We start from the raw sequence: 12,765 nt of genomic DNA on the forward strand, positions 1-12,765 counted from the left end.
ATAAGGACGTAACCGATGAAGAAGTCTGCTGTTGCACTGCTGCTGTCCGGCCTGTTGCTGGGTGCTACGCTCCCGGCCTTTTCCGCCACGCTGCCTGCTGATTTTCCGCCTTTTCCTCCCCAGGACCGGCCGGTAAACCAGTACGTGACCCAGGTGAACGCTGACCGCAGCATTACCTTCCGGCTGTATGCACCACAGGCGAAAAAGGTCTCGGTGTTTACCGGGGCCACGCCGGAAAGCTACGTGTCACACCCGATGGTGAAAGATGCCAGCGGCATCTGGAGCTTCCGCTCAGCGGTACAGGCCCCTAATCTGTATGAATATTTCTTCAGCGTCGATGGCTTCCGCAGTATTGATACCGGAACAGCGTATGCCAAGCCGCAGCGTCAGGTGAACACCAGCCTGATCCTGGTACCGGGCAGTATTCTCGATGTGCGCAACGTGCCGCACGGTGATGTGCGCACGCTGACCTATCACTCGCCTCAGCTGAAGCGGGAGCGTCAGGTGGCGGTATGGACGCCGCCGGGCTATGACGGTAAAGGCGCGCCGCTGCCAGTGCTCTACTTCTATCATGGCTTCGGCGACAGCCTGCGCTCGGCCATCGACCAGGGGCGGGTGCCGGAAATGATGGATAACCTGCTGGCGGAAGGCAAAATCAAGCCGATGCTGGTGGTGATCCCGGATACGGAAACCGATACCGCCACCACCACGCCGGAAGACTATGTGCCGCAGGAACGCCGCAAACTGTTCTATCCACGCAATGCGCAGGCGGCCGACCGCGAACTGATCCACGATATTATTCCGCTGATCAACCAGCGCTTTAACGTGCGTCATGATGCAGAGGGCCGTGCTCTGGCGGGCCTGTCACAGGGGGGTTACCAGGCCCTGGTGTCCGGCCTCAGCCACCTGGATTATTTCAGCGCGCTGGCGACCCTGAGCGGCGTCAGCACCACGACCGTCCCTGACGCACGGGTGGCGGCGCAGCTGGAAAAACCGCAGCAGATTAACCGTCAGCTGAAAAATTTTACTGTGGTGGTGGGCGAAAATGACATCGTGACCGGAAAAGATATCGCCGGGCTGAAGCAGACCCTGGAGGAAAAAGGCGTGAAGTTTGATTATCACGCCTGGCCGAAGCTGGGTCACGAGATGGATGTCTGGCGGCCCGCCTATGCTGAGTTCGTGCAGAAACTGTTCCGCTAATCCGGTCATATGGGAGAGATCGATGTCATCACCACGTATTGGGGTCGGCGTACTTATTTTCCGTGACGGTAAGCTGTTACTGGGGAAACGCCGGGGCAGCCACGGTGCCGGCGACTGGTCGGCCCCCGGCGGGCATCTGGAGTTCGGGGAAACCCCACAGCAGTGTGCAGCACGTGAAGCGCTGGAAGAGTGCGGCATGGTGACCGGCGACTGCATCGCCGGGCCATTTACCAACGATATTTTCCAGGCCGAACAGCAGCATTACGTCACGCTGTTTATGCTGGCGTATCACGCCAGCGGCACGCCGCAGCGCTGTGAGCCGGAAAAGTGTGAGGGCTGGCACTGGTGCGATCCGGCTGCGCTGCCGCAGCCGCTGTTCGCTCCGCTGAAATCGCTGCTGAAACAGGTCGATCTGGTGGCCCTGAGTACACCGCCTTAACAGCCGTTTCCCCCGGTAAATCTTCCCCGTCGTTCCCGCGAGGGTCGGAACATCAAAAAAGCACCCGGCGGCAGCGCCCGGTGCTTTTTAGTCTGTGCAGCGGTTAAAAAGCGTGCAAAATCAGTAGCGCACCGCGGGACGCCGTCGTACAGTGGATCACCTGCCCTTCTGCCCGTGAGAACCGAATGAACCCGCTTGCCTCGCTGCTGAACCTGAGTGCCCACCCGATTACCGATGCCGCTTACACTGCACGCTGTCAGCAGGCGCTTGCCGCACAGGGTGCCCTGGTGCTGCGCGGTTTTTTAACCGCTGCCGCCCTGGCCGCCATTAAGCAGGAAGGCGAGGACAACCAGCATCTGGCCTTTTATGCCAGCAGCCGGCACAACGTCTATCTGCAAAAAACCGACGCGGCTTTTGCCGCCGACCATCCGCGTAACCGTCAGGTGATCTCATCGAAAGGCTGTATTACCGATGAAGAGATCCCCGCCGACTCTGCCCTGCGCACCCTGTACGATTCGGCCGCCTTTAAAGCGTTTCTCTGCGGTGTACTGGATGAGCAGCAGCTGTTCCCCTATGCCGACCGCCTGTCGTCGATCAACCTGCACTACGCGCACACCGGCCAGGAGCTGGGCTGGCATTTTGATAACTCGTCGTTCGCCATCACGCTGCTGATCCAGAAGCCGCAGGCGGGCGGGGTTTTTGAATACGTCAGCCATCTGCGTAACGCCGAAGCGGGTGAGATGAACTACAGCGGCGTCGGGGCGGTGCTGGACGGCCAGCATCCGGTGGAAAAACTGGCGATTGAGCCGGGGGACCTGGTGCTGTTCCGCGGACGAAACGCCCTGCACCGGGTAACGCCAACGGAAGGGGATATCACCCGCATGCTGGTGGTGCTGGCCTACAACGCCCGCCCGGACATTGCGCTGTCAGAAAGCGCCCGCATGACCTTCTACGGGCGACTGTGAACTGACTGCTGGAGTGCCTGCCAGCCGCGCTGGAAAATCTGTTGCGTGCGCAGTGCCGTCAGCGCCCGCCAGTCAGGGTCAGCCGGGTAGAACCCCTCAAACAGCTGCTGTTTCACCGCGCTGGCCTGCTCACTGTGCAGGTCTCCGTACAGATGCAGCCAGTGGTCGTCACGCACGCGGCGGTGCATTTCGCGGCCGTCATACGTCCCGCACTCGACCACCAGCGGGATCAGCCGGGTTTGCGGCAACTGGTCCAGCATAAACTGCGACAGATAACCGGTCGCCGTTGCGGTCACGCCGGTATCGCTCTCACCGTCTTCGCCGGTTACGATCACCGTCAGCCACTCGCCAAACAGACGTTTCGCCTCATCGTGCGCCGGGTAGGGGCGGCCGGCTATTGCCAGCAGCATCGCATGGCCCCAGGCGCCGGCGCCGGTATGCAGGTCGAAGCTGATGATCCGCTGCGCCCTGTGCAGATGACGGGCGATAATCTGTTGCAGGATCTGCTGTGACCAGCTGGCCTCGCTGCCGCCGAAGAAAATCCCGTCTGGAAACTGATACTGTCCGGCCTCGACGATCCTTTTTACGCCACTCCAGCCCACCCCGGCACACGCCAGGGCCATCTGTGCGTCGGCGGCTGCGCGCTCCGGCCCGTCAAGGTCGCGGCAGGTATAGATGCCGTGCAGCGCCGGATAAGCCACGTTCTCCGGCACCCGGCTACGGAAATCAAGGAAGTTACGATTAAGGTCGATGTTGTCTTCATTGACGCGACGCAGGTGCGCCGTCCCCCACGGGTTAATCAGATGAACCAGCACCAGCGCCACTGCCGGGGGCAGGGGATCGTCGGCCATCCCCTCCAGCCAGGCAATCTGGCTGTCGGAACCGTAGTAGCCCTCCACGCCGTGCGTGCCGGAGACGATCAGCATGACCTGCGACGCATCGGCTCGGCCGATCACCGCCACATCGGTAAAGAGCGCCTCGTCCTGCGGCCCGCGCAGCGGGTGCGGATAAGAGGTGATCGTGCCCCCCCGCTTTGCGGCCGCCCTGAGAAAGCGGTCGCGCTGGTGGCGAAAATCCGGCAACGTCGTCTTTTCCATCATGGCCTACTCCGGGCGGTGATAAACATCAAAGCTGAAGTATTGTTTCGCCAGCCTGTCGTAGGTGCCGTTTTTATGCAGTTCTGCCATCGCCTCGTTAATTCTGGCGATGCGGGCACCGTCGTCTTTACGCAGGCCAATTCCCACGCCTTCGCCGAAGTATTTCGGGTCATACAGCGGTTTTCCGGCAATGTGATACTCAGCCCCCTGAGGCGTTTTCAGGAAACCGGATTCTGCGGCGGCCGCATTGGTAAAGGTGGCATCCAGACGGCCTGAGGCCAGATCCGGGTAAATTTCTGACTGGTTGGGATAACTCACGACCTGAACGCCCTGACTGCCCCACATGGTCTGGGCGAAGCCTTCCTGGGTTGTCCCCTGCGCCACGCCGATGGTTTTGCCCTTCAGTGAGGCCAGTTCCGGCAGCAGCTTGCTGTCTTTACGCGTCAGGAGGGCGCTGGGCGTGTTGTAAAGCATATCGGTGAAGGCGACCTGCTGGCGGCGCTTATCGGTCATGGCCATCGCGGAGAGGATGGCATCAAACTTGCGGGCGTGTAACGCCGGGATGATACCGTCATAGCCGGTTTGCACCCAGACGCATTTCACCTGCATCTGCTGGCAGATGGCGTTGCCCATATCAATATCAAATCCCTGAAGTGAGCCGTCGGCGGCTTTGGATTCAAACGGGGGAAACGTCGGGTCAACGCCAAAACGCAGCTCGTCTGCCGCCAGGGCGGAGACGCTAAACCCCGCCAGTAATGCCAGCGCGGTCAGGGACAATTTTTTCATCTCAGGTTCTCCGAATCATCATGCGGGTTAACGTCCAGTAATAGCATGATTTTTCATGGAGAAATAAAGCTTTTGTCTTATGGCTGGCGGGCGCAGATAAGCCCCGTTGATAATGCAGAGTCTGATCTCAGAGGTGGCCGGGCGGCCACCTCCAGGGGGATTAACGCGGCGGGTACATTTCCAGCAGGCGGCGCGTCACACCGTTAGTCCAGCCGAAGCCATCCTGCAGCGGGTACTCACCCCCACCGCCAAGCAGAGCGGCATCACCGCTGATGTTATATTTTTCCACCAGCTTATGGTGCTGCTGCCAGGTGCTGTCGACCGTATTCAGCCAGCGCCGGGCGATCTCCTGCGCCAGCAGTTCATCGCCGTAACTGTTAAAGCCTTTGACCGCCAGCCACTGCATCGGTGCCCAGCCGTTCGGGCTGTCCCACTGCTCACCGGTCACTTCCATCGTGCAGAGCATGCCGCCCGGCGCAAGAAGGTAGTCACGCACGGCTTTTGCCGTCCGCGTGGCCTGATCCAGACTAGCCATACCGACATACACCGGAGTGACCGCGGCGGCGCTGAACAGGGCTTTCTCCCCTTCCCGCCAGTTGTAATCGCGGTACAGGCCAGTTTCCTCTTCCCACAGATACTTATCGACCACCTCACGGCGGCGCAGCGCCAGATGCTGGAAGCGGTCAGCAACCTCCTGCTCCCCTTTGCTCGCCGACAGACGGGCAATGGTGGTTTCCAGCTTGTAGAGGAACGCATTCAGGTCGATCGGCACGATGCTGGTGGTCTGGATACTCTCCAGACGGCCAGGCTCGGCCAGCCAGCGGGAAGTGAAGTCCCAGCCGGAGGCGGCCCCGGCACGCAGGTCGCGATACACTTCGCTCGACGGGCGCGCTGAGCGGCGCGCGGTTTCCACGTCTTCCAGGTACGACTCGTCACGCGGCGTGTCGCGGTCATCCCAGTAGCGGTTAAGCACCGATCCGTCGGGCAGCATCACCACGTGTCGGTACGCCTGGTTGGGGGAGAGTTCTTCCTGCCCGTCCATCCAGAATGCATATTCACTTTTCAGCTGCGGCAGGTAGTGCTGCGCTTCATGAATATCATTCTTCTCAAACAGCTCGACCATCATCGCAAACACGGGCGGCTGTGAGCGGCTGAGGTAATACGTCCGGTTACCGTTGGGGATATGCCCGTACTTATCGATCATCCAGGCAAAGTTGTCGGCCATATTTCGCATCAGATCACAGCGGCCTGCGGAGGCAAAGCCCAGCATGCTGAAGTAGGAGTCCCAGTAATAAGTTTCACCAAACCGGCCTCCCGGCACCACATAGGGTTTGGGCAGCGGCAGCAGCGATGAAAACTCGCAGTGCTTTTCCGGCTGACGGGTTAATACCGGCCACAGCGCATCAATATGCTGCTCAATGCTGTTATTTGGATCGGCGACATAGCGGCTGTCGTGAATGTGCGGCAGCTCGAAGTTTTCCAGCACAAATTCCAGCAGGTTAAAATCGTCCCGCTCGCGGGCCAGGTAATAACGAAACAGAATGCGCTCCGGCTCGAATCTGGGCGCGCAGTCGGCAAAGATTTTACTGTCGGAAAAAATACGCGACATCTGCACGGCCTCAAACAGTTCCTGATAACGGTCTGATGGCGTGAGAATGTCCGGCGCAGGCAGGCCGCGGATAGGCTCCGGCTGTGGCTCAACCGCCGATTCCGGGCCAGCCTCATAATCGAGATACCAGGCTTCATTCTCAGCAAGGTTAACGTCAATCATCGCTTCGTTTTGGTTAAAAGTGATAAGAACCTCCTGATGCCGAAAATACATGGGCAAAGTCGTCTGGTGGAAAAAATATTTTTTGAGAATAAGGGGCTTATTATAGTACCCCAGTCTCAACGTGCAACCCGATGTTTCTATTACGCTTAATGACTGAATATTTCAAAAAATAAACAACCCGAAATATAAGCCCAATTTACTGACATAAATAAAAATACAGGAAGTGATGCCGACAGAATAAACCGCGACTCTGTATAAATAAAACGATTATTTTATTAATGCATTACAGCATCTTAGACTGAATGCTAAGAAAAAAGCTCACCGCCGCGTTATTGTCATTTTTATTCGGCATTCTTCATGGCTATCAATCTGTTAGCCAGCTTCAGGGGGTGACGGACGGCTGTCAGAGGGAATGGCAGGGAAAAAGCCCTGCTGCTGCAGAACCAGAAAAGGGGAAGAAAGAGGCCGCTGCGCCCTGATTCAGACAATACTGAGACCGCATCAGGCATTTTTACCGCCGGGGATCGCCAATAAAACCGTCCGGTTGAGAACGCGGGGGACGATGCCAGGATCCGCAGGAATATTTACCCACTGTGATTTACTTCTCACTGTCGGGAAAATAAACTACGTCGCGTTCGTGACTCAACGAACCGAATCAAACAGATTCCCCTCAGGCTGAGGGGAAGCAGAAAGGATGATGTATGACGCTTCAACTCTGGCTGGCTTATACCGGCGTGATTGCCGCCCTGATTGCCATACCCGGCCCGTCGGCCCTGATCAGTATGACCCACGGCCTGCGCTACGGTCGCAAACAGGCCCTGGCAACGGTGACCGGTGGCGTACTGGCCGCGATGGTGCTGATGACGGCCTCCGCGCTTGGCCTGGGGGCAATCCTTGCCGCCTCGACCACCGCCTTTACCGTCCTGAAAGTGGTCGGTGCCGCCTACCTGATCTGGCTGGGGATCGCCGCCTGGCGAGATAACAGCGAACCCACCGCCGTGAATACCGTGGACGCCGGAGACACGCCCGGAGCCTGGCGCCTGTTCCGTAAAGGCTTTACGGTCGGTATCAGCAACCCGAAAGATCTGCTGTTCTTCGCGGCGCTGTTCCCGAACTTTGTCGATGCCAGCCAGCCGCACGCCATGCAGTTTGCCACGCTGGCCATCACCTGGGCAGTCCTGGATCTCAGCATTATGTTCAGCTACGCCTGTGCCGGACGCCGCCTGTCGGGCGTCTTCTCTAATGCCCGCCGCCTGCGCATTCTGAACCGCTCCACCGGCAGCCTGTTTGTCTTCGCCGGCGGTGCGCTGGCGGTTTCAGCCAAATAAGTTATCCGCCCTGGCTTATGCGCCCGCTGGCGCGCGCATAAGCAAACAGCCCTCCGGCCTCGATAATCCTCGCCAGCTCGCCCACCGGGTCGGTCTTCAGCATTTCCCCCGTTTCCAGCAGTGTGACCGTCTGGCTGCGGGGATCTATCGTCACAAAATCCCCGGTACGCAGCCGCTGATGCAGTGCGCCAGAGCAGATCACCGGCAGCAGTTCCCCGGTCGCCACGCAGTTGCGGAAAAAAATACGCGCAAATGATGGGGCCAGCACCGCTTTTACCCCGGATGCCCCCAGCGCCATCACAGCATGCTCCCGCGAGGAACCGCAGCCAAAGTTTTTACCCGCCACAATAATCGGGTAAGCCGCACGTCCGCTGCCAGCATCAATAAACGGCAGTGCCCCTTCCGGCAAACCACACATCGCCAGGGAAGCCAGCTGGGCGTAACCCTCCGGCAGGGAAGGATTCACCTTGAGATACTCTGCAGTGAGGATTTGGTCAGTATCAATGTTGTCGCCCAGCACATATACCGCGCCGCTGATGATCGGTTCCATACTCATACTCCAAGTTCTGCAGGATTGGTGATCATGCCGGTGATCGCCGCAGCCGCGACTGCGTAAGGTGATGCCAGATAAATGCTGGCGCGCTTATGTCCCATACGGCCAACAAAATTGCGGTTGGTGGTGGCGATCACCGATATCGGCTGATGCACACGGCCAAAGGTATCTGGCGGGCCACCGCAGCAGGCAGCACAGCCCGCTTCTGACGATAGCTGTACGCCCGCATCGGTCAGGATTTGATAGACCGATACGCCCCCGATTTGTGTGGTGATAAGGTGGTGAAACACCTCTTTGGTGGCCGGAACGGCGAAGGTGGGGATGGTGACTTTGCGCCCTTTCATCACCTGTGCTGCGGCAATGAAATCGGCCAGCTTACCCCCGGTGCAGGAACCGATATAGGCCTGCGAAATGGCGACGTTTTTCAGGGTATCAATGGCCACCACATTATCGGGCGAGTGAGGTTTTGCCACCTGAGGCTGCATCCCCGTGACGTCAAAATCGACCACGCGGCTATAGACCGCATCGGCATCCGCGGTCACCAGGCTGAACGGCACATCGGTGCGTGCCGCCAGATAATCAAGCGTGGCCTGGTTCGGCACCATAATGCCGTTCTTCGCCCCGCACTCCACCACCATATTGCATATCGTCATACGCTCTTCGACCGACAGGGCGTCAATCACGCAGCCACCAAACTCAATCGCTTCATAGGTTGCGCCCTCGACGGTCAGTTCCGCCAGCAGCGCCAGAATCAAATCTTTGGCCTGGACATGAGTGGGCAGAATGCCGTGATAATTGACGCGGATAGTGGTCGGAACTTTCAGCGGGATTTCCCCCGTACCCAGCGCGTAGGCCGCATCCGTGATGCCTAAGCCAATCGCGAAACAACCAAAGGCGCCGGCGGTGACGGTATGAGAGTCAGTGCCCAGCAGCACCTCTCCGGGCCGGGTATGGCCGCCTTCGGCCAGGCCGATATGGCAGACCCCTTTATACTGCGGTGTGCCCACGTCGTAGAAATGGGTAATATTCTGCTCTTTGGCAAACTCCCGCATAACACGGATGTTCTGATTAGCCTGAGGGTCGGCAGAATAGACAAAATGGTCCGGGATCATAATAAAACGCCCGGCATCCCAGACTTTTGCCTGCGCGCCAAACTCTTTTTTAAATACACTGGCGACGCCTGGTGTACAGGGGTCGTGCGACATTAATATATCCACTTTCGCCCAGACTATTTCTCCAGGCGTGACGGTATCCCTCCCGCTGGCACGCGCGAGTATTTTCTGACTGATTGTCTGACCCATATTTATTTATCTCTGTGTATTATTCCGGCCAATAAAGTGAATAAACTTTATTTACCTTACCGCTTTTCACTGCCGGGTAAACGCGGAATATGCTAATATCGTGGATTGTTTCCCTCTAAAAACAATCCGGGATCATAATGAGCGATTTTGAAAACCTGCACGGCATGATTATTTTTGCCAAAGTGGTGGAAACCCTGAGCTATACCGAAGCGGCGAAGGCACTCGGGCTGGCAAAATCCTCAGTGAGTAAAGAGATCACGGCGCTGGAAGTGCGCCTGGGGGCAAAACTGCTGCAGCGCACCACCCGGCGCATTCAGGTGACAGAAGTCGGGATGACCTATTACCACTACTGCTACCGGATTCTGCATGAGGTGAAAAGTGCCGACCTGTTTATCCGCCAGTTTCACGAAGAGCCTACCGGCAGTCTGCGTGTGGTGGCACCGGTTTCCTTTGGCTGCCAGTGCATTGTTCCGGTGCTTAACCGCTTTGTCGCCAGTAATATCCACGTCAGTGTCGATCTGGATCTGACCGATCGCGCGGTCAATCTGGAAGAGGATGGCTTCGATATCGCCATCGCCATTACCCGCGAACTGCCGGAACACCGCCACTATCGTCCGCTGTCCGATATCGCCTGGGGGCTGTATGCCGCGCCGGCGTATATGGACAACATCGGTGCGATAACCAGCCCGGATGACCTGCCGCGCCAGGAGTACATTCTGTTTCGCGGCCCGGCCCACACCATTTCATTACCGTTTCGTAAAGAGAAGCAGAAAAAGGATATTGAAGTCCGCAGCCGCTTTCGCGCCAATAACAGTATTGCCCTGTTAAATTCGGCCGTAGCCCAAACCGGCATTGCCTATCTGCCAAATTATATTGCTCAGGAGGCGGTGGCGTGCGGAGATTTGGTGCAGATCCTTCCTGAGTGGGAAATGGATATTTATAAATCCTACGTTCTGGTAAAGAGTGATAATTTTATTTCACCGCGCGTTCGGTTATTTATTGAAGCATTGCAGAAGGCATTAAAAAAATAGCCATGACGACCGGAAAGGGAATGGAGAAAAGGTAAGAACTGGCCGATAGGGAAAATAAGGTCGGCCACTACGGTTTATCGCGGATAACGATTTCATCCTAAATAATGGGCGTCCCCTCATGGGGCCTGATTTTGGTACAACAAGGCGGCAAAGGGGGGAATCCCCGGGAGCTTACCTGAGTAAGTGACCGGGGTGAGCACATGCAGCCAACGCCGTTGTAGCGTCAAGTATGACGGGTAAAATTAATAGTAGTTGCCGTGACGGTAATCCCAGGTCGTAAAGATATCCGACATCATCGACATAATCTTATCAACATCCAGGCCTTTACGGATCAGCACCGGGCACGGCGTGATATTACGCTCGCCTTTCTGCTCGGGTACCAGCTTGCCGTTATCGTCAACCATCGCTACCATCACACCCTGCTCGTAGCGGGTCTTTTCTGACTCGTTTGGCTGAATAGACTTCACATAGTCGTTGGCGGCAATAATCAGATCCGCGTGCTGTTCAATACGCTCGCCGATTCCTTCGACCAGGCCACGGTTGCCTTTGCCTGACGGATTAGCCGAGCTGGCGAAGGAGAACTTGCCGTGGTTTTCCCACAGCTCTTTCGCCAGGTTCTCGCCGGGTACCCCAAATTTGATGACGAAACAGCTGGTCTGACGGCGGTCCATCATCAGCTCTTTAGAGCCGTCATCCGGGATACGCGCTACCGCTTCTTCTTTCCACGGCAGGATACAGCCCAGCAGCACGTCTTTGTCCCAGTGCTGCTGATACAGCGCTTCAATTTCCGGGTTCAGCTGCGCCAGCTCTTTCAGCTGCGCCAGAGAACCGCACAGTACCACGCCCGGCTTATTACGGTTACGCTGCTTGGCGTCAAACTTGCGCTCCAGACCTTTGGCGTCAGATGTCATGATGATGTAGCCCACTTTGGTCGGGCAGACGATCATGCCGCCTTCCGCAGACAGGATCTTCACGGCTTCTGGCTGTAAGCCACCATTCCAGTTAACAACTTTATCGTTCATAGCAGTACCTTTCGCTCGGATTCGGTTCAAAGTAAAGTGGGTCATCACCCGTTGAAACCATCCTGCCACAGCCAGTTTTTAGCGCAACAATAAACGCTATAAAGCTACGATTGTTTCCCACAGGAAACAACCGTTGCCGGTCAGCGCGGGATTAACTGCGCTGCTTTTAAGCGGTCAAACAGCTCAAAAAAGGCCTCACGCGTCGGCTGATAGCCGGTAAATCCGGCTTTCCGGCTTTTGCTGACGTCGGTAAACACTTCCATCGGGCGACCGAGGTCGGCATCGGTGTGCCACCATGACGCCAGCTTGCTGACATCCGGCTCTTTGAGGCCGCATTCACCGGCGATCTTCTGCCACTGCTGTGCGGCATCGCCCATCCGCCCTTCCAGCGGCTGTTCGCCGGCAAAAGGGGCCGGTTCAATGCCGAAGTACGCGGCAATTTCGCCCCACATCCACTGCCAGCGGAACACGTCACCGTTGACCACGTTGTAATCCTGGTTTTGCGCGGAAGGCGTGGTGGCAGCCCAGACCAGCTGGTCGGCCAGCAGACGGGCATCGGTCATGTCGGTCACCCCTTCCCACTGTGCTTTGGATCCCGGAAAAACAAACGGCTGTCCGGTCTGTTTGCATAGCGTGGCGTACACCGCCAGCGTCTGTCCCATATTCATGGCGTTACCGACGGCGAAGCCAATCACCGTATGCGGGCGATGCACGCTCCAGGTGCAGCCATATTTTTCTGCGGCGGCAAACACTTCGTCTTCCTGGGCATAGTAGAAATTCTCCACCGGCTGGCGACCCTGCTCTTCGCGGAACGGCGTGACCGGCACCACGCCCTTGCCGTAGGCGTCAAAGGGACCCAGGTAGTGCTTCAGGCCGGTGATCAGCGCCACATGGCCCCCTTTCAGGGAGTCTCCCAGCGCATCCAGTACGTTACGCACCATCGCTCCGTTGACGCGGATGTTCTCTTTCTCATTTTCCTGGCGCGCCCAGGCGCTAAAGAACACCTTATCCACCACCACATCCTTCAGGGCAGCCTGTACAGAGTCCGCATCGGTCAGGTCGGCAGTCAGCGATGTCACTCCGCCGATCACCGGCGTACGTCCGCGTGACAGCCCATTAACCTGCCAGCCTTCCGCCAGCAGACGTTCAGCCAGGGCACTGCCGGTGACGCCACTGACGCCCACAATCAAAGCTCGTTGTTGCATAATTTCTCTCCTGTTCAGTGAATCCCTTCAGCTTAATAGAGAATTAAATTCCCATCTCAGGTATAAA

Annotated in this window: 12 protein-coding genes; 5 read left to right on the top strand and 7 right to left on the bottom strand. The window is 57.5% G+C overall.

The window, feature by feature from the left end; translation table 11 throughout:
- Window positions 1–15 precede the first annotated feature (15 nt).
- The 3 genes from K6L24_RS19360 (at window position 16) to K6L24_RS19370 (ending at window position 2,604) form a co-directional block, all read left to right on the top strand.
- The gene (locus K6L24_RS19360; protein WP_062748014.1) at window positions 16–1,200 is read left to right on the top strand and encodes an alpha/beta hydrolase-fold protein; all 1,185 of its coding nucleotides are present in this window, start codon (window positions 16–18) and stop codon (window positions 1,198–1,200) included.
- A gap of 22 nt (window positions 1,201–1,222) precedes the next feature.
- A complete protein-coding gene (locus tag K6L24_RS19365) occupies window positions 1,223–1,639 on the top strand; it encodes a nucleotide triphosphate diphosphatase NUDT15 (RefSeq protein WP_062748016.1) in 417 nt (138 codons plus the stop codon).
- Window positions 1,640–1,824: 185 nt separating this feature from the next.
- Window positions 1,825–2,604 (top strand): HalD/BesD family halogenase, encoded by a 780-nt coding sequence (locus K6L24_RS19370; protein ID WP_062748018.1) that lies wholly within the window; start codon window positions 1,825–1,827, stop codon window positions 2,602–2,604.
- Here the strand turns inward: K6L24_RS19370 and K6L24_RS19375 are convergent.
- The 3 genes from K6L24_RS19375 to treF all read right to left on the bottom strand — a co-directional run bounded on the left by K6L24_RS19375 (window position 2,589) and on the right by treF (window position 6,309).
- Window positions 2,589–3,704, bottom strand: coding sequence for a DUF2817 domain-containing protein (locus K6L24_RS19375; RefSeq protein ID WP_245006696.1), 1,116 nt, complete (start codon window positions 3,702–3,704; stop codon window positions 2,589–2,591). The two genes, K6L24_RS19370 and K6L24_RS19375, sit on opposite strands and share 16 nt — an antisense overlap.
- A 3-nt stretch (window positions 3,705–3,707) precedes the next feature.
- A complete protein-coding gene (locus tag K6L24_RS19380) occupies window positions 3,708–4,487 on the bottom strand; it encodes an ABC transporter substrate-binding protein (RefSeq protein WP_062748020.1) in 780 nt (259 codons plus the stop codon).
- Window positions 4,488–4,647: 160 nt separating this feature from the next.
- Window positions 4,648–6,309 (bottom strand): alpha,alpha-trehalase TreF, encoded by a 1,662-nt coding sequence (gene treF / locus K6L24_RS19385; protein WP_222681758.1) that lies wholly within the window; start codon window positions 6,307–6,309, stop codon window positions 4,648–4,650.
- Between the two features lie 650 nt (window positions 6,310–6,959).
- Between treF and K6L24_RS19390 the strand changes: the two genes are divergently transcribed.
- The gene (locus K6L24_RS19390) at window positions 6,960–7,586 is read left to right on the top strand and encodes a LysE family translocator (protein WP_137269808.1); all 627 of its coding nucleotides are present in this window, start codon (window positions 6,960–6,962) and stop codon (window positions 7,584–7,586) included.
- A gap of 1 nt (window position 7,587) precedes the next feature.
- On the opposite strand, the gene K6L24_RS19395 is transcribed toward K6L24_RS19390, so the two are convergent.
- Complete coding sequence (locus tag K6L24_RS19395) at window positions 7,588–8,142, bottom strand: LeuD/DmdB family oxidoreductase small subunit (RefSeq protein ID WP_222681759.1); 555 nt, start codon at window positions 8,140–8,142, stop codon at window positions 7,588–7,590.
- The gene (locus K6L24_RS19400; protein ID WP_118664883.1) at window positions 8,139–9,440 is read right to left on the bottom strand and encodes a 3-isopropylmalate dehydratase large subunit; all 1,302 of its coding nucleotides are present in this window, start codon (window positions 9,438–9,440) and stop codon (window positions 8,139–8,141) included. The genes K6L24_RS19395 and K6L24_RS19400 overlap by 4 nt, the downstream gene beginning before the upstream one ends.
- Window positions 9,441–9,577: 137 nt before the next feature.
- Between K6L24_RS19400 and K6L24_RS19405 the strand changes: the two genes are divergently transcribed.
- On the top strand, window positions 9,578–10,471 hold the full coding sequence (locus tag K6L24_RS19405; protein ID WP_187509385.1) for a LysR family transcriptional regulator: 894 nt from the start codon (window positions 9,578–9,580) through the stop codon (window positions 10,469–10,471).
- Between the two features lie 242 nt (window positions 10,472–10,713).
- Here K6L24_RS19405 and K6L24_RS19410 read toward each other — a convergent pair whose 3' ends face one another.
- Both K6L24_RS19410 and K6L24_RS19415 read right to left on the bottom strand, forming a co-directional pair.
- Window positions 10,714–11,493 (bottom strand): L-threonylcarbamoyladenylate synthase, encoded by a 780-nt coding sequence (locus K6L24_RS19410; RefSeq protein ID WP_118664887.1) that lies wholly within the window; start codon window positions 11,491–11,493, stop codon window positions 10,714–10,716.
- 140 nt (window positions 11,494–11,633) lie between these two features.
- Window positions 11,634–12,698: an SDR family oxidoreductase gene (locus tag K6L24_RS19415; protein WP_062748034.1), complete on the bottom strand. Its 1,065-nt coding sequence runs from the start codon at window positions 12,696–12,698 to the stop codon at window positions 11,634–11,636.
- Window positions 12,699–12,765: the final 67 nt, after the last annotated feature.

This window comes from Erwinia persicina, from assembly GCF_019844095.1.
Classification (GTDB): domain Bacteria; phylum Pseudomonadota; class Gammaproteobacteria; order Enterobacterales; family Enterobacteriaceae; genus Erwinia; species Erwinia persicina.

Excerpts from the sequence above, each read along its gene's own strand:
- K6L24_RS19360 (WP_062748014.1), top strand. The coding sequence starts at position 16 with ATGAAGAAGTCTGCTGTTGCACTGCTGCTGTCCGGCCTGTTGCTGGGT.
- K6L24_RS19365 (WP_062748016.1), top strand. The coding sequence starts at position 1,223 with ATGTCATCACCACGTATTGGGGTCGGCGTACTTATTTTCCGTGACGGT.
- K6L24_RS19370 (WP_062748018.1), top strand. The coding sequence starts at position 1,825 with ATGAACCCGCTTGCCTCGCTGCTGAACCTGAGTGCCCACCCGATTACC.
- K6L24_RS19375 (WP_245006696.1), bottom strand. The coding sequence starts at position 3,704 with ATGATGGAAAAGACGACGTTGCCGGATTTTCGCCACCAGCGCGACCGC.
- K6L24_RS19380 (WP_062748020.1), bottom strand. The coding sequence starts at position 4,487 with ATGAAAAAATTGTCCCTGACCGCGCTGGCATTACTGGCGGGGTTTAGC.
- treF (WP_222681758.1), bottom strand. The coding sequence starts at position 6,309 with ATGTATTTTCGGCATCAGGAGGTTCTTATCACTTTTAACCAAAACGAA.
- K6L24_RS19390 (WP_137269808.1), top strand. The coding sequence starts at position 6,960 with ATGACGCTTCAACTCTGGCTGGCTTATACCGGCGTGATTGCCGCCCTG.
- K6L24_RS19395 (WP_222681759.1), bottom strand. The coding sequence starts at position 8,142 with ATGAGTATGGAACCGATCATCAGCGGCGCGGTATATGTGCTGGGCGAC.
- K6L24_RS19400 (WP_118664883.1), bottom strand. The coding sequence starts at position 9,440 with ATGGGTCAGACAATCAGTCAGAAAATACTCGCGCGTGCCAGCGGGAGG.
- K6L24_RS19405 (WP_187509385.1), top strand. The coding sequence starts at position 9,578 with ATGAGCGATTTTGAAAACCTGCACGGCATGATTATTTTTGCCAAAGTG.
- K6L24_RS19410 (WP_118664887.1), bottom strand. The coding sequence starts at position 11,493 with ATGAACGATAAAGTTGTTAACTGGAATGGTGGCTTACAGCCAGAAGCC.
- K6L24_RS19415 (WP_062748034.1), bottom strand. The coding sequence starts at position 12,698 with ATGCAACAACGAGCTTTGATTGTGGGCGTCAGTGGCGTCACCGGCAGT.